We start from the raw sequence: 21,214 nt of genomic DNA, 5'->3' as shown, positions 1-21,214 counted from the left end.
GGTGCAGAAGACCGGGAAAAGGGAAACAGGCGTTTTCAGAGCGTAAGCGCAAGACCGAGCTCGCTGCCCATCTCGTAGAGGCGCCGGTGATGGGTGAAAAACAGGACCTGGGTCTGCTGCGCCAGCTCACTCAGGATCTCCAGCCCGGCGCGTGCGCGTTCGTCATCGAAGGTGATGAACAGGTCATCAGCCAGAAAAGGCAGCCGCACGCCTGCTTCCACCGCCTGCTGCACATGAGCCAAGCGCAGGGCCAGGTAGAGCTGGTCACGCGTGCCTTCACTCATCTCGCCGGACGGCACCAGGGATGTGGTTTTGCTGCCGGTTTTCTGCCCGGCCAGCAGCAGGGATTTCCCCTGTGGTTCCAGGGAAAGTCCTTCATACTGGCCCAGGGTCAGGCGACTGAAGAGAGCCCCGGCGCGTTGCAGGAAGGGGCCCTGTGATTTTTCGCGCTCACGCGCGATGAGCGTTTCAAGCAGGGTCTGCTGCAGGTGAAGGGAGACATAGGTTTCCGCCAGTTCAGCAAGCTCTGCCTCGACCTGGGCGATTTCCGCGGCAATCCTGGCACTGTCATCCTGGCTTTCCATCTCCGCCAGCGCCTGGCGGGCAGCGCTCTGGCGGGTGAAGGCTTCCTCACGCAGCTGTCGCAGCTCGGCCAGCTGGCGCTCCAGAGCGGCTATGTCGCTTTCGAGTCCTTCCGCTGTCAGAGCGCCAGCCTGACTGCAGAGCGTGTCCAGAGCCTCGCCGCGGCCCGCCTCCTGCAGGCGCTCGCGTGTTTCACTGAGCTGGCGGTCGCACTCTGCTGTCTGCAGGTCCTCCTGGGCCTGCTGCACCAGACGCTGCTCAAGCGTTTGTGCGCTTTCAGGGCCTGCAGGCAGCGGACCATAAGGCAGGCGGGCCATGCAGGCTTCCAGCCGCTTTCGGGAAACCAGCAGCAGGTGTTGCAGTCTGCCGCTCTGCGCTTGCCGAGCGGCCAGCTGGCCTTCAAGGTGTCGCCGGGCCTCGTCACGCTTCTGCTCTTCCTGCAGGCGGTTCTGCAGGGCCTGCAGGCTTTCAGCGGGGTATCTTTTCAGCAGCGCCTGTTGTCTTTCAGCGAAACGCGTTCCTGTTTCCTGCAGCTGCCGCACTTCCTGCATTACCCGCTGGCGTTCGGCTTCCAGCTGCACGAGCTGGCAGAAAGCGGGGAAATTCTCCGGTGTCAGGGCCTGGGTCTCCAGGGTGGGCGGAAAAGCCAGGCGCTGGCAGGCGGCCGCCCATTCCTCCAGGCCCAGAATCTGCTCCTGCTGCAATAATTCAAGAGCCGTGCGGGCCTCGTGCACTTGCTGCGTGGCCGTGTTGTGCATGTGCCGCCGGGTCTGGCGCTGTGTCTCGTGGTGGCGTTCAGTCTTCAGCCGGGCCCTGATTTCTGCCACCAGCTCACGGAAGGGCAGTTCCTGGGTCTCAACCGGCCGGCCTGGTAAATGTGCAGCCTGACGTGCGAGATGCTGCAGCGTGCTCAGGCGCTGCCGGTACGTCTGCTGAGCCTGTTGAAAATTCTGGAGCTTTTCCAGCGCCTCTTCATAGCGCTCGCGCCAGCTCATGAAGGCGGCAGGCGCAAGCGGGGGCAGCCCTGCGCTTCGCAACTGTCCCTGCCACGCCTGCTGGCATGCGTGTCTTTCGCCCTGTGCCAGACGGTCTGCTTCCTTCCGCTGGGCCAGATGCAGCTGCGCCTGCTCCAGGGTGTTTTTTGCTCCCTCCAGGGCGGCAGAGGTTTCCGCTTCCTGCATCCGGCGGTCTGCCAGTTCGTCCGCCTGGCGTACAGCCTGCCGCAAGGCGGGCCAGGAGGCAGGCGAAGGTTCCTGCAGAAATTCTTCCAGGCGTGCGTCACGCGCCTGCCGGCTTTTGAGGAGGTCAGCCACGGTTACGCCCTGCCCGGAGGCCTGAAGCTGGGTCAGGCGCTGCTGTTGTTTGGCCACGTCCTCTTCCGCCTGGCGGGTTTCCTGGGCACAGCGTGCGCATTGCTGCTCCAGCTGCAGCAGGCGTGTCAGCCAGAGCTGGATTTCCTCCAGTCCCGGCACGCACAGTTTTTGCAGAGCTTCCAACAGGGGCACGGGTGTCTGGGGGCCCTCCCAGGGGTTCAGACGTGCCAGCAAATGCCGGTTCAGCTGGCGGGCCCGGTTTTCCTGCGTGCCGGTCTCCTCTTCCAGGCTGGTGGAGAGTTCATAAAGGGGCAGAGCTTGCTCCAGCCAGGCTTCGAGCTGGTTGACGTGCGATTCGTCGGGATCTTCCTGCGTCTCAATGGCAGGGAGCGCGGCCAGGCGCTGCTCGGCAGTCCGGCAGGCCAGTTCCGCCGATCTGAGGCGGGTCTGGCGATCCATGAGGCTGTTCTGAAGGGTTTGAAGCTTCTGCAGCTGCTCAAGCGTGTCCCTTTCCTCATAGGCCCAGTCGGGCGCAGACCCGCTCTCGGGCACAGTCAGTTGCAACTGCCGGCGCAGGGTTGTGCCCTGATAGGTCAGGCGTTCATTGCGGGCTTTCAGGTCCTGATGGCGTTGCCCGCTTTCCACCAGCTTCTTCGCCTCGTTCAGGAGACTGGCCAGCTGCCCGGCTTCTCCGAGCAGGGCAGGGCGTGGGCCGAGGGCTGCAAGTTCAGCCTGAAGAGCGGTACAGAGCGCTTCGTCTTCTGCCAACGCGCGAGCGGTCTGGTGGTGTTTTTCAATCAGCGCCAGAACCTCTTCTGCCTCAGGCTTTCTGAACACCGGCGCAGGACGGCTCGCGCGCGCCGTCTGTGCGGCACGGTAATGACGATAAGGCCCCAGCAGGGCCTGCAGGCGGACCAGCTCGACCTGGGCGTGCCTGGTCTCAGCCTCCTGGCCGTCCAGCCGTTTGATCTCGGCTGCGGTTTCCTGCACAGCCTGGCGAGCCTGCAACAGTTTTTCGGGAGTGAGCATCTGTGCGCCCAGCGTTTTGCGCAGGGTGAGAAGCTGCTCTTTCCGCCTGGCGATTTCCGGGGTGGAGGCCCGTTTCTTCCAGAGTTTTTCCCGCGCCTGTTTCAGGTCGTCCAGGACTTCGCCGAGCCTGTCGGTACCCAGCTCTGCTGCCAGCACCTGCAGCCCGGCATCCCGCCTGAGCGCCAGCATCTGCGCGCCGCCTTCGCGCAAGCGCGCATGGTCCAGGGCCCAATCCCTTTCATAGGCTTCGCGCGCACCGGGCGCGCCCTGCTCGAGCCCGGGCAGGCAGTCCCGCAGCCAGGCGTCGCTGAGCGGGGTTTTGTCGTCAGGCCCGTAAAGGCTTTTCTGCCCACGCCGACGCCAGGCGCTGAAAATTCCAGCACTGGTTTCCACTTCCGCGCCGACGCGCAGCCTGGCTGCCGGAACGTTCCAGTCCGCTCCCTGCACCCGGTGGGGAAAGCCGAACAGAAAATCCAGCACCGCGCGTCGCGTGGTGGATTTTCCTGCCTCATTCGGCCCGAAGATCACCTGAAGGTCGCAATTTTTCCGGCCGTTTCCCGCTTCTTTGGCAAAGATGAGCTCGCGGGATTCGAAACCGCCATAAGGCTGCAGAGACAGGCGCGCCAATCTCATGCTGCGTTTCCCCGGGAGTTATGGTCCGCTCTGGTGGATTGGGCTGCGGGTGCTTCAGGCAAGCGATCGTCTGGCGTGTGCGCTCCTGTCAGCCGGTCTTTCAGACTTGTCATTGCCTGGCCCAGCAAGAGCTCAGGGGCTGTGGTCAGCGCCTCGGACGCGATGTCGCGCGGCAGCAGGCGCAGGAAGTCACTGAGGGTTTCATCCAGGGCTGCCAGCGGGTTTTCGTGGGGCATGTGCGGCATGCTTTTGCCCAGCACGTCCTGCCTGGCTTCCTCAAGCAGCGTGTCGAGCAGGGGGTTGGCGGTGCGTTGCTGCGCAGGCGGGCGTGTTTCATCGTGCAGTTTTTCCAGCGCGATGCCTTCTCCAAGCCCGGCCATGATGGCGCGCAGGTCCTCATCCCATCGGCCCAGCTGCCCGTGCAGGGGCGTGGTTCCCTGCAGCACGACGCGCACCACCAGCAATCTGCCTTCCGCTGCCCCCATGGCTTCCATGAGCTGCTGGCGCGCCCGGCGGGCAAGGGCCTCTGTGGTTGCCATATCCGTGAGATCAAGGTTCAGGACGTGCCAGCGCACGGTGTCGAAATCGACAGGCCGCACCGAAAGGATGCGCGTGCCTTCCGCCTCCACGATCATGCCGCCGCAGGCCCCGGTCTCGCGCACATGCCGCCCCTGAATGACGCCCGGGAAGACGATCCACGGCGCCTCATGCACGATCTGGCGCTTGTGGACATGGCCGAGCGCCCAGTAATCATAACCGAGCGCACACAGCCCCTCGACAGTGCACGGCGCGTAGGTGGCATGGGCGCTGTCGCCTGTCAGGGAGGTGTGCAACACCCCGATATTGAGCCAGCCGGGCACCGGCGGGGGGAAATTGCGGGTGATGTCTTCAGGCACGTGACGGGTGGCGAAGCTCTGGCCGTGCAGCGCGACCTGCAGCCCTTCCAGCCGGTAGGTGGTCGGCTGGCGGGTGGGAAAGGTGTGCACGCCTTCAGGCATGGGCAAGCGCCGGCTGATCACTGAATCCGCATCATGGTTACCTGAAACCGTGATGACCTCAATGCCCTTGCGTGTCAGCCTGCCGAGGGCGCTGGCCATATACAGGCCGGTCGAGGCATCTTTCCAGTCGCCGTCATACAGGTCGCCTGCCAGAATGACGAAAGCCACTTCCTCTGCGATGGCGGTTTCCACCAGGCGGTCGAGGGCGCGGCGGGTGGCAAGGCGGATCTCCTCATGCGGCAGGCCCTCATGGCGTTTCAGCCCGCGCAGGGGGCTGTCAAGATGCAGGTCGGCCGCATGGAGAAAGCGCAGAACGGTCATGAAAGGGCATTTTCCGAGACAGGCAAGGGCGGGAATGCCTAGGGTAACACGGTTGGAAAGAGCGGGCGAACGGAGGTTGGACTGGCTTCAGATTTTTGCTTCAGGCCAGGGCCTTGCATGGTGCGTGAGCTGATCCGTTGCGGCCGGCCGCGCGTCTCATGTCTGCCTTACAGCCTGGTTCTGGCAGGCTTGCCCCTGATGCTGCTTGCCGTGCCTCACCTGGGGCGGAGCGCGGACCTGCCGTCTGCCGGCAAAGACAAGGGCCAGCGCCCCCTCATGAAAGGGGCGCCCAGTCCCCCGGCCCCGTCGCCCAAGACCGGTACAGCGGACGTGCTGACCGTGACGGCGGAACGCCAGCCCCGCCCTGTCTCGCAGGTGGGCTCGGCAGTGACGGTCATCACGCAGCCTGAAATCACCGCCACCCAGCGCCGTACCCTGGTAGATGTGCTGAATTATGTTCCGGGGCTGAGCGTGATGCGCAGCGGCGGCAATGGCGGGACGGCTTCGGTTTTCGTGCGCGGGTTGAATGCCAACGAGGTCAAGGCGCGTCTGGACGGCATGGAGATCAACGATGCCGGCACGCCTTCCGGTCAGTTCGATCCGGGCCAGTTCATGAGCGCGGGGCTGGGGCGCGTGGAAGTCCTGCGCGGCCCGCAAAGCGGCCTTTATGGCGCCGATGCCATGGGGGGTGTGATTGACATCACCACCCAGGAAGGCCAGGCGACCAGGCCACAGGCCTGGATACGCGCCGAAGGCGGCACATATGCAACCACGGACCAGGCCGCAACGCTCTCAGGCCAGCAGGACCGCTTTCACTACATGGTCGCCCTGCGTCACAGCCATGTGGGCGGCTTCGATGACGTGCCGCGGCCATGGCGCGCCCGTGCCCCCCAGGCCCCTGCCGGGCACCGGCGGGTGGCAGACAACCGCAATGACAACCGCACAGCCAGCATGCGATTTGACTATGATCTCACCCAGGCGCTAAGCGCGCAGTTCACGGCCCATCTCATTGATGCACATTATGCCTATGTCCATGACCAGGTGGAGCCGCGAACCGGTCTGGACGGTCCTTCAGACCGTCACGACAGGAGTGATCAGGCTCAGGCTGTTCTGCACGGTCGCCTGCAGCTGGAAAGCTTTGACCGGCGCCTGGTCCAGAAAGTCGAGGGCGGCATTGTTCTCATTGACCGCCGCGATCTCCCGGCCGGCAGCCGGTCCGGGCGGATGTTCAACCGGAGCCTGAGGGCGAAAGCGGACTGGCAGGCCCTGGCCCGTTTGGACGCGGGCACGACCCTGCTGCTCGGGGTCGACCACCTGTCTGAGCGCCTGCTGCGCCCCGACCGGCGCGAAGGGCGCAGCGGCAGTGCGTCCATCGTGACGGAAGCCGGATACGGCCAGCTGACAGCGCGTTGGAACCCCTGGCTTTCCCTGGCTGCCAATCTCCGTTTTGATGCCAGCACCCGTTACGGCAACCATCTGACCTGGCGGGTCGCCCCGGTGGTGTCGGTGCCAGGCACAGGGTTGGCTTTCAAGGCCAGTGGCGGCACCGGCTTCCGGGGGCCATCGCTGGAGGAGCTGAGTGTGCGCACGCTCTACGTCATGCCCAACCCGCATCTGCATGCCGAGCGCCTTGTGGGCTTTGACGGCGGTTTTGAGCAGCGGCTGTGGGGCGGCCACCTGGTGATGAGCGCTGATTACTACGCCAATCACGTGCGCGATCTGATCCAGTATGCCCCCCTGCCGGGGGGAGGCTGGATGGGCAGTTATTTCAATGTCAGCCGGGCCGAAACCCACGGTGCGGAGGCAGTGGTGCAGGCGGTTTTTTCCCCCAAACTCAATCTGCAGGGTTCCTATACCTGGACGGTGGCGCGCGATACTACCACCCATCAGCCCCTGTTGCGCAGGCCGCACCACAAATTCGCCGCTACCCTCATCTGGCAGCCCTGCGCAGGGCTGACCGTGGCGCCTGCGCTGCTTTATGTCAGCAACTGGCACGATATCGGGCGTTACGACCCGCAAGCCGTGCGGACGGCGCCTTATCTGACGGCCAGCCTGGCCCTGAGCTACCAGCTTACCCCCCGCCTGCAGCTTTTCATGCGGGGCGATAACCTGACCAACCGCAATTATGCGTCGCCAGCCGGCTACCGACAGCCGGGGCGTGCCTTTTATGGCGGGGTGCGCCTTGGTCTCTAGGAAAGAGGGCTCCGTCCATGGCGGCCTGGATGAAAGGAGGGGGATGAATGGGTGGGCAATTGAAGTGAAGGCAGGAACGCTCCGGCGCCTGTGCGGGCTCGTATTCCTGGCGCTGATGGCAGAGCCGGTTGCCCACTGCCGCGCCGCACCGCCAGCGCCCACAATCCGGTCGCTCAATCTCTGCACGGACCAGCTGGTTCTGGAACTTCTCGGATCCCCTGGGGAAACCGGTGCGCCACAGGCTCTGGCGCGTGCGCAGATCCTGGGCCTGACCCCTCTGGTGCAGCGCTGCACGGAAAGTGCCTTCTGCCGCGAAGCCGGAAGCAACATGCACGCGCCCCTGCCCAGCCAGCTTCCGACGCCTGAAAGCCTGATTCTTGAACGGCCCGACGTGATTCTTGACGGGCCATGGGGCCATGAAGGCCTTGAGCGCCTAGTCAGGCGGGCTCTGAGTCATGAGGGGAAGGGAAATTTCGTTTTTCACCGTCTTCGCCCCCCGGAAACGCTCGAGGGTGTTGCCGATCAGCTCGAAAGGCTCGGGGAGACTTTGGGTGTCGCATCGCTGGCACGCGAGCGCGCACAGGCTTATCGTCAGGCGCTGGGGGGCTTGATCGCCCAGCCACCAGATAAGCCTCCCCACAGACCACTGACAGCGGTCGTGCTGGAGCAGGAGCCGTCCGCTTTCACCCTGGCGCTGGTACGGCAGGCAGGCTTCCGCCCCGTGGGTCTTTCGGGAGCGCCTGAGACTGAAGCGGGGATGGAAGCCCTGCTGCGGCGTCCCCCGGATCTGCTGGTGCTGCCGGTGCTTGGCGAAGGTGCCTCCCTGTCCGAAGCCGCACCGCAGCGCCTGGTTCTTCTGCTGCAGGGTCGCCAGGGCGAAGGGCATGGCGGCGTTGCGGTTCTGCGCCTGCCGCAACGCCTGTTGCTGTGCCCGACCACCCGCAGCCTTGAAGCGCTGCGCAAACTGATTGCCATGCGGCACCGGTTGAGTGCCAGCCCTCCGTGACGGAAGAATGGGAGGGAGAGCGAAGAGGTTGGTGAAAAAGGGTTTCACGTGAAACATTTCCAGTCATTACAAGGGCAGGTCGGGTCCCGGCAGCGATACAGGGTCGTTCTGCTCGCGCTGGCAGCGGCGCTGGCTGGCGTGAGCTTTCTGTCGCTGCATCAGGGCGAGGCGGGGCTTGCCGTCGGCCAGGGACTGGTGGATTGGGCCTTGGGTCACCGCACGCCTGCTGCGGTGATCATGGGGGCGCTGCGTCTGCCGCGCCTGGTGCTGGCGCTGAGCATTGGCGGCACGCTGGGGCTTTCAGGCGCCTGCTGGCAGGGCTTTCTGCGCAATCCGCTGGCTGATCCCGGTGTGCTGGGGCTGTCGACCTGGGCGGCGCTGGGGGCGGTCGGTGTATATTACACAGGCCTGTTTCACGCTTTACCGCTTCTGCTGCCGGCAGCATCCCTGCTGGGAGCAGCGGTGGCGACGCTCATTCTGCTCGCTTTCGGGCAGTGCGGGCCGCTGGTTCTGGTGTTGGCCGGGCTGGGGCTGTCCACGCTGGGCATGGCTTTGCTCGCCCTCGTGCTCAATCTCCTGCCGAGCCCCTATGCGGCTTACGAGATCATGCACTGGCTGATGGGATCCCTGGCGCAGGATGGCTGGCCTGAGGCGCTGCTGGCTCTTCCCGGGCTCGGGCTGGGCGGGCTGCTCCTGCTGGGCTCGGGCCGGGGGCTGGATGCCATGGCGCTGGGCGAGGAGGTGGCCCGGAGCATGGGTTTTGCGCCGGAGCGGCTGCAGCTGCGCCTGGTTTGCGGCACCGCGCTGGTCGTGGGCAGCGGTGTGGCTGTTTCAGGCGCGATCGGCTTTGTGGGGCTGGTGGTGCCCCATATGGTGCGCTCCGTTACAGGGGGACGTCCCTCTTTCACGTTGCTGCCCTCAGCGCTGGCAGGAGCGGTATTGCTGGGAGGAGCGGATGTCCTGGTGCGCATCCCTTGGCCAGTGCTGCACGGGGCGGAACTGCAGCTGGGCGTTGTGACCTCATTGATCGGCACGCCGTTTTTCCTGGCCCAGATCTGGAAGTTGCGTACCCGGTTCAGGGGCTCAGGCGCGCCATGAGCTTACCTGCATTTTCCTGGCTGGACGGAAAGGAACTTTCATTTTCGGTCGGTCCAAGGGCCGATCGCGCGCTCGTGCATGATATTTCCCTGTCCGTGGAGGCGGGAGAAGTCCTGGGTATCCTCGGGCCGAACGGGGCTGGCAAATCGACCCTGTTGAAGCTTCTGGGCGGTCTGCTGCGGCCTGCAGAGGGAACGCTTATGCTGGCTGGCAGAAACCTGGCAGACTGGCGCCTGCGTGAACGCACGCGGCTTCTGGCCTACATGCCCCAGAGCGGCACGGTGCCTGAAGGAATGTGTGTGGAAGAAGTCGCCTCCCTGGGGTTGCTGGCTTGTCGGAGCGCGCGCGCGCGTAACACTGAAGCTGAACTGACTGCCCGGTGCCTGAGTGAGGTCGGTCTGCTGACCCAGGCCCGCCAGCCGGCCAACACGCTGTCAGGCGGAGAGAAGGCGCGGCTTGTTCTGGCCCGGGCCCTTGTCACGGAAGCGCCGGTTCTGCTGGCGGATGAACCGGTTGCCGCCCTGGACCCGGCGCAGGCCCTGCACATGCTGCAGCTTCTGCGTGCCCGCACGCGCGCCAGGCCGATGCTGCCTGACAGCCAAAAAACAGGCGCTGCCGGAAGCTGCGTGCTCGTGCTGCATGACCTCACGCTGGCTGCCCGCTTCTGTGACCGGATTGCCCTGCTGCACCAGGGCCGCCTGGTCGCACTCAGCTCGCCTGCTTCTGCCCTGACCGCTGAAAACCTGCGCCGTGTTTACGGCATCCTTCCCCGTTACGTGGAAGGCGTGCCCGTGCCCTGGAACCTGGACGGTTCCGCGCCAGCCTGAGACTCAGCGAAAGTACGGGCGTAATGGCGCGCCAGGAGCGTGCAGATGAACAGCTGGAGCTGGTGATAGATCATCAGCGGCACGACAATGATGCCGGCCCCTGCAGGGAAGATGACGCTCGCCATGGGCACGCCGGTTGCCAGGGACTTCTTGGAGCCGCAGAACTGAAGCACGATGGTATCGGCCCGATCGTCGCCCAAAAGGCGAGCCAGCAGAACCGTCAGCAGCAGCAGGATCACCAGCAGAACAAAACACACGCCCGTGACAGTCAGAAAATCCAGCGGCGGGATGCGGTGCCACAGACCCTGCAGGACGGCCGAGCTGAAAGCGGCATAGACCATGACGATGATCGAGCTGCGATCGGTCAGCGACAGCAGGAACTTGTGGCGTGCCACGACCGGCCCGACCCAGCGCTGCACGCATTGTCCGGCAATAAAAGGCACCAGAAGTTCGCGCGCAACGGCCAGAATGGTTGAAAGCGCTGATGTGCCGCCGTGCCCAGTGCCGGAAACGGCCGGTCCCAGCAGAAGCCCCGTCAGCAGGGGGGTCAGGAAAATGCCGAGAATGTTGGAGGCCGTGGCCGCACAGATGACTGCCGGGACATTGCCGCGTGCAATGGAGGTAAGGGCGATGGAGGACTGGACGGTGGAAGGCAGGCAGCACAGGAACAGGATGCCCGTCCACAGGGCCGGGGCCAGCAGATGGGGCGCAAAGCGGTGGCAGAAGGCGTACAGCCCCAACCCCACCAGGGGGAAGACGACGAAAGTGACCGCCAGAACGGCCCCCTGGAGCTGCCAGTCCTTCAGGCTTTCCACCAGGGCGCTGCGCTTCAGCTTGGCGCCCTGAAAGAAGAACATCAGCATGATGAGCCCGGACGTCAGATGGGCCAGTGCCGGCTGCCAGCGAGCAGGGCAGGGCACCACGGTGGCCAGGGCCACGGCTGCCAGCAGGCAGGTCAGGAAGGGGTCAAGGCGTCTGAACATCTGGCGCTTTTCTGCAAGCTCGGAAACTCAGATGACGCTGAGCGACTGCTTGCGGCGCGGCGGCAGAAAGGCTCGGTCAAGGGCGGCCAGGTCCTGAGGCGTGAGCACGATCTGCAGGGCGGCGATATTGAGTTTCTGGTGTGCCACGCTTGCAGCCTTGGGAATGGCGAGCATGTTTTTCTGGCGCAGTACCCAGGCCAGGGCGATCTGCGCGGGCGTGGCGGGGCCGAGAGAGGTTTCGTGCCGGCTGGCGATTTCCACCAGGACAGGCTGGCGCAGCAGCGCGCCCGCCTGGCCCAGGGGAGAGTAGGCCATCGTCACCACGCCACTGGCGGCATCGCGTGCCAGCAGGTCGAACTCCGTGCCGCGTTCCTCGAGATTGTAGAGGATCTGGTTGGCCAGCGCGTCAGGGCTGACCCGCTCCAGCGCTTCCATGTCGGCAACGTCGAAATTTGAAACCCCCCAGCCACGGATCAGCCCCATCTGCATGAGGTCTTCGAAGGCGCTGACCGTTTCCTCCAGCGCGACCGGGCTGCGCCAGTGCAGCAGATACAGGTCGAGATAATCGGTTTTCAGAAAGCCGAGAGAGCGCCGGCAGGATTCCAGAACGCCGGCACGGCTGGCATTGGAGGGGAGAACCTTGCTGACCAGATAAACCTCCGCCCGCCGCCCTGCAATCGCTTCGCCCACCACGCTTTCGGAACGGCCGTGGCCATACATCTCAGCGGTGTCGATCACTTTCAGCCCGGCATCGAGCCCACAGCGCAGGGCCTGCACCTCTGCAGCCCGCAAGGCCGGATTCTCGCCGACATTCCAGGTGCCCATGCCAAGATTGGGAACCTGGACGCCATTGCGGAAAGTCACACTGGGCAGGGAGGCGGAAGGAGAATGAGAAGACTGGACCATGAGGCATTGCTCCTGTTGTCCTGACATTCTGTCAGGTGGCTGCTGTCGGGCAGATATCCCCGGGCAGCGCTTTTTTCAGGAGGCGCCGTCAACCTTGGGCCAGTTCGGCTTCAAGGGGCTGGCAGGGGCATGCTGCTTACAGGACAGAGCGAGCATGACAGAGCACAGCCTGCAGGGCAATGAGCACCTGTTCTTAAGCAGGGGCCTGAAACAGAGCAGAAAGATTTTCGGAATGGTTTCAGCGCGGGCTCAACATTGACGCTTATCAGAAATGGAGCCTGATGCTGATCAGAATGGTGCCCAAGGGCGGGATCGAACCACCGACACTGCGATTTTCAGTCGCATGCTCTACCAACTGAGCTACTTGGGCACCGAAGCACGCTGGCGCTGAAAAACAGCGGCGTGCGGGAAATCCTTATCTTATTCCGGCCTGCCGATCAAGCCTGCCCATACAAAAGCTGTTTACGATATGGGAAAGCGCCTGGAAATCTCCTGCAGGGTAGCTTCGGCAGCGCCTTCCTGATCTTCTGACGCAACGCCGTAGCGCCCTCCGAACCACCGGCCCAGGTCGACATCGGCGCAGTGCTTGGAGCAGAAGGGGCGCATGTCATGGGTGGGGGGATTCTTTCCACAGATAGGGCATAGCGGAGCCGGACGGCGGGCAGGTTTCTTCGTCATGGGGACTCCTGGGGCGTTGGGAATCCGCTCATGATAGCCCTGCCGGCCGGCGCAGGCCAGTTCACGGTGAGCCGGGAAGCGGAGCTGTGAAAGCCGGGTCCTGGCGGAGCCTGCGGGCGAGCAGGGAAGCGATGTGGTCCATGCCGGCCTGGTTGGGATGATAAGGCACAGCCGCGTCCCATCCTGTCACATAAGGTGTGGCGCTACAGGCCTCGTGCCCGCCGCCCGCCTGCGCGCCGGAAAGATAGATCGCGCCCGCTGCATGCGCCGCTTTTTCCGTTGCCTGTTCCAGCCCCTGCCACAGATGGCGGGCCCGTTCGGCATCCTGCGTGTTCAGCGGCACAGCTGGGCACAAGGGGCCTGGCGGCACGACCGGGAGATAGCCTACCACCAGAATGCGCGCTAAAGGCGCACGGCTGTGAATGGCCGCCAGGACGTCCTGCAGGCGTTGCGGCAGCCGGGCCAGACGCGCTGCCGTGGAGGCCAGGTCACGCCCAGGTCTTGTGGCAAGGGCAGGGACGAGTCGGCGGGGTCGGTGGCAAGGTTTCGGAGTCGGTTGCAGGGCGCTGCGTTGCGCGCGGCAGCTCCAGGCGAACAGATTGCCGATATAGGCTGCGTCATTGCCGCCCACGGTCAGGTAAACTACCCTTGTGCCACTGTTCACGGCTTCGATCTGCGGGCCGAAACCGCGATGGGCGCGGGTGAGGATATCGGCCGTGCTGGCGCCCGCGCAGCTGGCATCGACCATTTCCAGGGAGAGGTCATGCGCCAGCTGACGCGCAGCACTGGAAAACGAGTTCCGGCAGGAGCGGCGTGCGGGATCCATTTTCCCCACGCCATCGCCAGCGGCATAGGAACTGCCCAGCGCGACCAGGGTGCCAACTGGCAGTTCCCGGGCATGAGCGTCGCCGGTCCAGAGAGCGGCTGCAAGCAAGGCGCTCCCCAGGAGGGCAAGGTGCCGCCGGGGAGCGGCTTTTGTGCGGCCCTGCCTCTTTTCAGACAAGTTGCCAGTTCCCAGTTCTGTTTTCATTTATCAGCGGCGTGGCCACCAGGCGCAGCCCTCCTGTCCGGAGGGAAACGGCACGCTGGCGGTTGAACATGTCCAGAGCTTGCGGATCGGCCTGCAGGGCCGCAATGACAGCGGGCTGGGCATGCAGCTCCGTTCCCTGCAGGCCTTGCTGCAGAATGGTGCGCAGCAGGGCCAGCCCCTGGCCATGCGGGCTGTTCAGAAGCTCATGCAGGGGCGGGCGGCGGCGTGGACGCGTGATTTCCAGCAGACCGCTCGGCGTGGCCCCCGTCACGCGCGGGCCCAGGGGATCGTTTTCATCCTCCAGGGCGCGTTTCAGGAAAGGAACGAGCGCCGGGCGTTTGCGGGTAGGCACCCCCGCAGGATCCACCAGCAGCGTGCCTGAGAGGTTGCGCAGCTGCAGCTCCCGCGCAAGGACGGGAAAAGCCGCCACGTTGGTATTGAAGTCCCCGTTATGGGCGCTGCCTCCGCCAGGCACGCCCTCCCGCGGGCCGGTATCCAGGTCGATGCTGTACAGGGCCGGGGTGGGGGTGATATGAGCAAGCAAAGGCCCGAGCCGGACTGTCGGCTGGGAAAGACGGTCCCACTGGGCGGCCAGAATTTCGCTTGTGCCTGGGGGAAAACCGGAAAAACCGGCAAGGCGCTTGCGGAGTTCCGGGGGCAGGCGCGCTGCCGTGGCAGCACTGTCGGCGTAAATTGCGGCCTGGGGCCAGGCGGCTGCCAGTTCTTCCAGCGGTGTCGGGCCCGCGCTCAGAAGAACGGGGCCAGCGGGCGCTTGCGGCAGCGGTGTGCCTGGGGGCAGGCAGCGCAGGCGCAGACCCTTGCCGTTCTGGGCACTGCGTATCACCTCAGCCGCAACCAGCGCGCCTTCCTGAAGTTTCTCGCGGCGCAGTTTTTCAGGAGCCGGCAGAAAGCCTTCCTGCAGGCTTCCCCCGGGCCCGCCTGCCAGCTCGACGAACACGCCGCCCAGTTCCGGCGCACTGGCCGTAACCCTTGCCAGGTGACGGGCACCCCACCCGTCCGGCCTGCCCGGGCGCCAGAGCGCGCAGGCCAGCATGGCCGCGTCGTCCGGCGCGTCTGCGTCCAGCACGGTCGCGCGGATCTCGCCCGGGCTGCCGGTCAGATAAAGGTCAACGCCCATGGCCTTGAGTTCCTTTTCTGAGCAGGGAACAGAACCCAGGGCAATTCAGGCGATCCAGCCCTGGCCTGCCGGAAGGGGCTGGCCCCGGAGAAGCTGGGCCGTTTCAAAGAGCGGCAGCCCGATCACCGCTGAGGCACTGCCGCCGATCTGGCGGATATGGGCGGCCGCTGCGCCCTGAAGGGCATAGCCGCCTGCCTTGCCCTGCCAGTCTCCCTGCGCGATCAGGGCGTCGATCTGGCTTGGGGTAAGGCGGGCGAAGGTCACATGGCTTTCCACGAGCCGGGCGCTCGTATGGCCATGCGGCCAGCAGGCCGGCACGCACGACACGGCTGTCAGAACCTTGTGACGCCGCCCCGACAGCAGGGCCAGACAGGCGCGTGCTGTCTCTTCATCCTCGGCCTTGGGGAGAATGCGCCGCCCGACTGCCACGACCGTGTCCGCTCCCAGCACGAGCGCCGGCCCGCAGCCCGCCTCGCTGTCACTGGCCTTGGAATCTTCCTCCAGCTTGGAGGCGATATGGCGTGCTTTTTCCTGGGCAAGCCGCGTTGCATAGGGGCGCGGCAGTTCACCGGGGCGGGGGGTCTCGTCGAGGTCAGCGGGCATGACGGCGTCAGGCGTGATGCCGATCTGCGCCAGAAGATCACGCCGGCGAGGAGAAGCGGAGGCCAGAACGAGCGCCGGACGCTTCAGGGGAGGGGGAGAAGTCATGGAAAAGCTCGCCAAGCCGCGGCCCGGGGGCTTCTTATTTGAAGCGGAAGGTGATGCGGCCTTTGCTGAGATCGTAAGGGGTCATTTCCACATTGACCCGATCGCCGGCCAGAACGCGAATGCGGTTCTTGCGCATCTTGCCGCTCGTATGGGCAAGGATGGTGTGCTCGTTGTCGAGCGTGACACGGAACATGGCATTGGGCAGCAGTTCAGTGACGGTGCCGGTAAATTCGATCAGGTCTTCTTTGGACATGGGCATTCCTCAGGGGATGGGCAGGGGCGCGGCGGCATTATGGGCTGCCTGCAGCCCACGTCAAGCGCCACGCCGCCGGTTCGGTGTCCACGGCCTCGCTAAGGGGCCAGGCGTTCCTTGGCACGCCAGCAATACCAGGCCAGGGTCGTGCGGTGCGGCGCAAAGGCCAGCGTGGCCTGGCGCAGGCGGGCCGGAGTCAGGCGCTTTTCTTCCCGGTGGATCCGCCGCCATCCTTCCTGCACGCCCAGATCGTCCACCGGCATGACATCGGGGCGGCCCAGATTGAAGATAAGGAGCATTTCCACCGTCCAGCGCCCGATCCCCCGCAAGGGGGTCAGGCGTTCCAGGAGCTCCTGGTCGCTCAGCGCCCGTGCTTCCTGCAGGTCAGGCACAACGCCTTCCAGCCGTGCCTGCGCCAGGCCGAGCACAGCTGTTGTTTTGGCGCGTGAGAGCCCGCAGCGGCGCAGCGGCTCTTCTCCCAGCGCCAGCAGGCGTTCGGGTGGGGGCGGCAGATGAGGGACAGAATCGGCATTGGCATTGGCATCGGGACGCGGCTCCTCCTGCAGCGCGCACAGGCGGCCATAGATCTGCCGGGCTGCCTTTTCGTGCAACTGCTGCCCGGCCACGGCCCGAATCAGGGCCCTATAGGGGTCTGAACCAGGCTGGCTTTCTCCAGCCCCTGCTTCAGGGGTAGCGAGCTGAAGCGTGCAGGGACCGATTGTGCGGCAGAAAGCGACCAGGGCTTCGTCAGCCAGAAAGGAGGGGGGCAGTGAGGGCAATGAAGATGAAGACACGGCAGCTTCAGACACTCAGACATAGGGCACAACGGACAATAAGTAACAGCCTTGCCACAGGGGTGGAAAAGCGGCCGGCGCACAGCCCTTTACCCTGAGTTCCTGTTTGCGGAACCCCCGAGAGAGTTTACAAGCATTTTTAATTGATCGGCGCGTGGAAATTTCCCAGATGAAATTACTCGGTCACTGACCCGGTTGCCAGCTTTTCAGAGCCGATAAGCGACAGATTCAAAGCGGGGGGCTCGACCTGTGGACGCTTAACAGGGTGACCCTTCTGCCACAGAGCTGCAGCAGAAGAACATGCGGCTCCTTTGAAGACTGTGCAAAAGAAGCTGGACGGATGACAGATGCCTTTCCCTGGTGCAGAAGGAGGGAATCATGAACATGCGCATGCGTCTCCCCGTCGTGCTGTCGTGCCGCCTTCACCCTGATTCAGTACAGGGAGCGGTGGGTCACTGGCCGGCTCGGGCAGTAAATCCGGTTGGGGAAATGCAATCTTCGGGAGATCGCCCTGCGTGAGTGCCTCTCCCTCTTCGGCAACATCCGGCACTGCGTCAGACGCCGCCTCTGTGCCGCCTGAGCCTCGCACGGGCCGGTTGCGTGACGGCGCGGAGAAAGGTTCAGCCGAAAAAGCTATTCGCGCGCCCGAACGCAGGTTCGGTCCTGCGCGCTCCGGCAGCCTCCGCTCTGAAGATGCAGTATCGGAACCCAGGGGCCCGAAGCGCTGGAAACTGCGTGCCCTGCGCAATGTCCCTGACCCGGCTGCTGATGCCCCCTCGCCTCAGGTGCAGGCTGATGCCCGGTTTCCGGCAACGGTCTCGGGCGGCGTGGCACTGGGGCGCGGCCGACGCGTGCGGTTCGGGCTGCCTGTCGGGGCGTGGGAGAGCGGCGAGCAGGCGATTCACACGCCCCGGGTTTCCCTCAGGCGCCCGCAGGTCTTTGCTGATACCGGGCTTGCAGGAACGCTTGCGGGCTCATTTCTTGCACATCTTCTGCTGCTTGTACTCCTGTTCTGGGGGCCTGAGACCATGCATGGTTCGCCTGAAGCCAGCAACAATCCTCAGGTGGAGATGGTGTTCACCCCCTCACCGCCCCACAGCCAGCGCCAGCCCAGCGTGAAGGAAACGGGGGGCGGGGCCAGCGCGCCGCCGCCCACAAAGGCCCAGGAAGCCTCGACCAGGCCCCAACAGACAAAACCGGCTGCCCCAGTGCCGGCCCATACGGAGCCCTCGCCGCAGGGCGAGCTGCCGGACGCGGCGGTCCACCCCCGTCCCGTCCCGCCTGCCCTTTCACATCCGCGCCACCGTGCCCGGCCCATGATGACGCGCCGCCAGGTGTCGCGCGCCCAGGACAATAACCCGCTGGCCCACCCCCAGGACTGGTCCTTCAATGCGCCGCCTGTGCCGCAGATGCACCACCGGGGGCGTCGCGGCAGCCGGGGCGGCCCGATTGATCTCTCTATCGGGCCGCTGAGCCTCAACGGCCAGATCAACGCGCCTTACAAGACGCGCAGCAGCGTGCGCGGGGTCAGCTCCGATTACGGAGCGGAAATCGACCGCTGGATCCACCAGCATCTTTTCTATCCCGATGAAGCGGCTGCAAATGGTGAGCAGGGACCCAGTGCCGTGCATGTCCGCATTGATCGTTCAGGCCGGGTCCTGAAGGTCTACACAACCCACAGCTCCGGCTATAACGCGATCGACACGGCCCTGACCGGTCTCTTCCGCGGCGCCCAGCTCCCGCCGGTTCCGCCTGACATGTCGGGGGATCATTTTGACCTTGATGTCACGGTCAATTACATATTGCTCATGCACTGAAGGCCCCCACGTTTTTGTTTCTGGCCTGCTCAAACCCGCCATGCTCAAGGAACCCTGGTCTTCTATGTGTTTTCCGGCGCGCTCTTCAGCCATCTGTCCGACCTTCCGCCTGACGTCGTTTCTGGTGCCCGCCCTGGCGGTGCTCGGGCTGTCCCTTTCCGGGTGCAGTGTCGGTCATCCCTTTGCTGACCCGGGGGAAGAAGCGACGCGGCTTGCGCTCGGCAGTCTTCCACCCCCGCGCCTGGCGGTCATGCTCCCCCAAGTGCCGACAGGCAAAGCCGCCGGGCTGCTGTGGGAGAAGGACATGGTGGTGGCGCTGGTCGGCCAGTCCGTGCCTGCTGTAGGCCGCATGCCGGCACGCGGGGACTGGGCCGTGCAGCTTGGTGTCAAACCCGTGGATGGCGGCGTGATCCCGCAATACACATTGGTGGATGGCAGCGGGCAGAAACGCGGCAGTGGTGAAGGCAGCGAAATCGATGAGGCAGCCTGGCAGAGCGGCAATGCGGAAGCGCTGAATCTTGCCGCCCTGCAGATGGCCCCCAAACTTGCCCAACAGCTGACCACCATTGAGCTCCACGCCATGGAGGAAGACCCCCACAGCCTGCACAACCGGCCGGCACGCATCTATTTTTCCGGCGTGAAGGGCGCGCCCGGTGATGGGGACACGGCCCTGGGCAAGGCCTTTGTGAATTTTCTCAACGATGCGCGTGATCAGGTGCAGTCCTCGCCCAAAAAAGCGGATTTCAGCGTGGGCTGTACAGTCAAGCTCGGTCGGGTTGAGCCGGGTCAGCACGGGGCGCCTCCCCAGCAGCAGATCACCATCATCTGGCGCGTGCTGACCGCCAAGGGAGTGGAAGCCGGGGCTGCGACCCAGCTGCATGAAATCCCTGCCCATTCCCTTGACGGCAAATGGGGCGATACCGCCATTGAAGCTGCCCAGGAGGCGGCTGACGCGACAAAAACCATTATTTCCAACTATTCACGGCGCAATCAGACTACCACGCCTTCCGGTGCGTCCAAGCCTTGAGCCTGTCCAGGTTTTGAATGCGCTGGCTGCGCTGGAAATCACGCCGTCTGAAAAGAAACGCAGAAGATCAGCCAGGGAGAGCATCTGATCGGTTTTGGTGGGGCCGCCCTGCGCAGGACGGGTCATGACAGAAGCAGGCGGGGCTGGTAGAAGAAAGCGCCTTTGCCATCTTTATGCCCTTTTCTTCTCCGCCCCTTCAGCTCTGCGAGCCCTGATTCCATGAAAATCGTCGCCGGTAACAGTAATCTTCCCCTGGCGCGCGCCGTCGCAGCCGATCTCGGAATACCGCTTTGCAACACGTCCATCCGCCGCTTTGCGGATGGTGAGGTGTTTGTGGAAATTCTCGAAAATGTCCGCGGGGAGGACATGTTCGTCCTGCAGAGCACCTGCTCGCCCACCAATGACAACCTCATGGAACTCCTGGTTATCCTTGATGCGCTCAAACGCGGCTCTGCGCGGCGTATCACAGCCGTGATGCCGTATTTCGGTTATGCCCGCCAGGACCGTAAATCAGGTCCCCGCACGCCGATCAGCGCCAAGCTGGTGGCCAATCTGCTGACTGAAGCAGGCGCTAACCGCATCCTGACTGTTGACCTGCATGCCATGCAGATCCAGGGATTTTTCGATATCCCCACCGACAATCTCTATGCGGCGCCCCTGTTCGTGCGCGACATCAAGGCACGTGGTCTCGACGAGAAAAACCTGATGGTGGTTTCCCCTGATGTCGGCGGCGTGGTGCGCGCGCGCCAGATGGCGAGTCGCTTCAATGCGGATCTGGCCATTATCGACAAGCGCCGTGAGCGGGCCGGTGTGTCGGAGGTCATGAACGTCATCGGAGACGTGCGCGGCCGTAACTGTGTGCTGGTTGATGATATCGTCGACAGTGGCGGATCGCTGTGCAATGCGGCTGAGGCGCTGATGGCCCAGGGGGCGGCCGGGGTTGAAGCCTACGTGACCCATGGCGTGCTGACCGGCAATGCCTGTGAGCGCGTGGCCAACAGTCCCATTTCCATGCTTACCCTGACTGACAGCATCCCGGCCTCTGATGAGCAGCTTGCCACGCCGAATATCCGTCAGGTAAGCCTGGATAATCTGCTGGGGCGTGCCATCCGCGCCGTTTCGGAAGAAAGCTCCGTCTCTTCCCTTTTTGACTGAGCGGCTGCGCAAAGCGGAGGAGACTGGCTCGTGAACCAGCATGAACCGCCGAAAGCCCCAGGCCGGACAGTGGTGGCAGGCATGGCAGACGGGCAGGAAGAGGGTCTGTTGCGGCGTCCTTTCTGGTTCCTGCGTCATGGTCAGACGGACTGGAACGCCCGTCACCTGGCCCAGGGCCGGACCGACATTCCGCTGAATGCGACCGGACAGAAGCAAGCTGACGAAGCCGGCGCCCAGCTAGCAGGCAGCTTTATGCAGGCAGCTCGGAATTCCCAGCGCCCTTCAGAGAGCCAGCCCTTCACGCATATCGTTTCCTCACCTCTGAAGCGCGCCCATGAGACAGCGCGGCGCGTTCGCCAGAGCCTGCCCCAAGGCGCAGGCCCAATGCCCCTGAGTTGCGTGGAGGACCTGCAGGAAGTCAGTTTCGGCCGCCGTGAGGGAAAGGCGATGGGAGACTGGTACGAAAGCTGGATCAGCGGGGCTTTCACGCCCGAGGAAGGGGAAAGCTTTGCCGATTTGCGCTGCCGCGCGGTGGGGGGTGTCAATCAGGCTTTCGCCAGAGGTCCTGGCGCGCCGCTGATCGTGGCGCACGGGGCGCTGTTTCGTGCCCTGCGGCACGCCATGGGCCTGAAGGCGAATGTGCGCCTTCCCAATGCCGTGCCTGTCTGCCTGATCCCGAGCCCTGACAGTGAAGGGGGCGGTTGGCGGATCGAGGGGCTCTGAAA

The 21,214-nt window shown here is 64.4% G+C and carries 18 protein-coding genes and 1 tRNA gene; 8 read left to right on the top strand and 11 right to left on the bottom strand.

The features are described 5' to 3' along the window. Nucleotides 1–35: 35 nt before the first annotated feature. Nucleotides 36–3,557 (bottom strand): AAA family ATPase, encoded by a 3,522-nt coding sequence (locus E3E11_RS03805; RefSeq protein WP_141451250.1) that lies wholly within the window; start codon nt 3,555–3,557, stop codon nt 36–38. Continuing rightward, nucleotides 3,554–4,876: a metallophosphoesterase family protein gene (locus tag E3E11_RS03800; RefSeq protein WP_141451249.1), complete on the bottom strand. Its 1,323-nt coding sequence runs from the start codon at nt 4,874–4,876 to the stop codon at nt 3,554–3,556. The genes E3E11_RS03805 and E3E11_RS03800 overlap by 4 nt, the downstream gene beginning before the upstream one ends. Nucleotides 4,877–4,993: 117 nt before the next feature. Here E3E11_RS03800 and E3E11_RS03795 point away from each other — a divergent pair, with 117 nt between their 5' ends. The 4 genes from E3E11_RS03795 (at nt 4,994) to E3E11_RS03780 (ending at nt 10,000) form a co-directional block, all read left to right on the top strand. Continuing rightward, nucleotides 4,994–7,069 (top strand): TonB-dependent receptor plug domain-containing protein, encoded by a 2,076-nt coding sequence (locus E3E11_RS03795; RefSeq protein WP_231118995.1) that lies wholly within the window; start codon nt 4,994–4,996, stop codon nt 7,067–7,069. A gap of 43 nt (nt 7,070–7,112) precedes the next feature. Next, a complete protein-coding gene (locus E3E11_RS03790) occupies nt 7,113–8,075 on the top strand; it encodes a substrate-binding domain-containing protein (protein ID WP_141451248.1) in 963 nt (320 codons plus the stop codon). A gap of 138 nt (nt 8,076–8,213) precedes the next feature. After that, nucleotides 8,214–9,173, top strand: coding sequence for a FecCD family ABC transporter permease (locus E3E11_RS03785; protein ID WP_231118994.1), 960 nt, complete (start codon nt 8,214–8,216; stop codon nt 9,171–9,173). Then, nucleotides 9,170–10,000 carry an ABC transporter ATP-binding protein gene (locus E3E11_RS03780; protein ID WP_141451247.1) on the top strand — a complete coding sequence of 277 codons (831 nt, stop codon included), beginning with the start codon at nt 9,170–9,172 and terminating at the stop codon, nt 9,998–10,000. Before E3E11_RS03785 ends, E3E11_RS03780 begins: the two co-directional genes overlap by 4 nt. Here the strand turns inward: E3E11_RS03780 and E3E11_RS03775 are convergent. The 9 genes from E3E11_RS03775 to E3E11_RS03735 all read right to left on the bottom strand — a co-directional run bounded on the left by E3E11_RS03775 (nt 9,946) and on the right by E3E11_RS03735 (nt 16,490). Further along, a complete protein-coding gene (locus E3E11_RS03775) occupies nt 9,946–10,983 on the bottom strand; it encodes a bile acid:sodium symporter family protein (protein WP_141451246.1) in 1,038 nt (345 codons plus the stop codon). The genes E3E11_RS03780 and E3E11_RS03775 overlap by 55 nt on opposite strands. Nucleotides 10,984–11,010: 27 nt before the next feature. Next, the gene (locus E3E11_RS03770; protein WP_231118993.1) at nt 11,011–11,889 is read right to left on the bottom strand and encodes an aldo/keto reductase; all 879 of its coding nucleotides are present in this window, start codon (nt 11,887–11,889) and stop codon (nt 11,011–11,013) included. Nucleotides 11,890–12,183: 294 nt separating this feature from the next. Continuing rightward, a tRNA-Phe gene (locus E3E11_RS03765) sits at nt 12,184–12,259 on the bottom strand. Nucleotides 12,260–12,351: 92 nt separating this feature from the next. After that, nucleotides 12,352–12,567: a DNA gyrase inhibitor YacG gene (locus E3E11_RS03760; protein WP_141451245.1), complete on the bottom strand. Its 216-nt coding sequence runs from the start codon at nt 12,565–12,567 to the stop codon at nt 12,352–12,354. 61 nt (nt 12,568–12,628) lie between these two features. Further along, entirely contained in the window at nt 12,629–13,570 is a 942-nt protein-coding gene (locus tag E3E11_RS03755) for an SGNH/GDSL hydrolase family protein (protein WP_168189191.1), read from the bottom strand. After that, nucleotides 13,563–14,735 carry a ribonuclease E/G gene (locus E3E11_RS03750; protein WP_231118992.1) on the bottom strand — a complete coding sequence of 391 codons (1,173 nt, stop codon included), beginning with the start codon at nt 14,733–14,735 and terminating at the stop codon, nt 13,563–13,565. Before E3E11_RS03750 ends, E3E11_RS03755 begins: the two co-directional genes overlap by 8 nt. Nucleotides 14,736–14,780: 45 nt before the next feature. After that, on the bottom strand, nt 14,781–15,443 hold the full coding sequence (locus tag E3E11_RS03745) for a Maf family protein (RefSeq protein WP_141451243.1): 663 nt from the start codon (nt 15,441–15,443) through the stop codon (nt 14,781–14,783). A gap of 34 nt (nt 15,444–15,477) precedes the next feature. Next, nucleotides 15,478–15,696 carry a translation initiation factor IF-1 gene (gene infA, locus E3E11_RS03740; protein WP_141451242.1) on the bottom strand — a complete coding sequence of 73 codons (219 nt, stop codon included), beginning with the start codon at nt 15,694–15,696 and terminating at the stop codon, nt 15,478–15,480. A 98-nt stretch (nt 15,697–15,794) separates the two neighbouring features. Next, complete coding sequence (locus tag E3E11_RS03735; protein WP_231118991.1) at nt 15,795–16,490, bottom strand: DNA-3-methyladenine glycosylase family protein; 696 nt, start codon at nt 16,488–16,490, stop codon at nt 15,795–15,797. Between the two features lie 515 nt (nt 16,491–17,005). Here E3E11_RS03735 and E3E11_RS08560 point away from each other — a divergent pair. The 4 genes from E3E11_RS08560 to E3E11_RS03715 all read left to right on the top strand — a co-directional run bounded on the left by E3E11_RS08560 (nt 17,006) and on the right by E3E11_RS03715 (nt 21,212). Further along, a complete protein-coding gene (locus tag E3E11_RS08560) occupies nt 17,006–18,307 on the top strand; it encodes an energy transducer TonB (protein ID WP_231118990.1) in 1,302 nt (433 codons plus the stop codon). 64 nt (nt 18,308–18,371) lie between these two features. Beyond that, nucleotides 18,372–19,334, top strand: coding sequence for a hypothetical protein (locus E3E11_RS03725; protein ID WP_231118989.1), 963 nt, complete (start codon nt 18,372–18,374; stop codon nt 19,332–19,334). 219 nt (nt 19,335–19,553) lie between these two features. Continuing rightward, a complete protein-coding gene (locus tag E3E11_RS03720) occupies nt 19,554–20,489 on the top strand; it encodes a ribose-phosphate pyrophosphokinase (protein WP_141451241.1) in 936 nt (311 codons plus the stop codon). An 81-nt stretch (nt 20,490–20,570) separates the two neighbouring features. Continuing rightward, complete coding sequence (locus tag E3E11_RS03715) at nt 20,571–21,212, top strand: histidine phosphatase family protein (protein WP_141452106.1); 642 nt, start codon at nt 20,571–20,573, stop codon at nt 21,210–21,212. The last annotated feature ends 2 nt before the right edge of the window (nt 21,213–21,214 follow it).

Source organism: Oecophyllibacter saccharovorans, assembly GCF_006542375.1.
Classification (GTDB): domain Bacteria; phylum Pseudomonadota; class Alphaproteobacteria; order Acetobacterales; family Acetobacteraceae; genus Oecophyllibacter; species Oecophyllibacter saccharovorans.
This window is presented reverse-complemented; position numbering and strand designations above follow the sequence as displayed.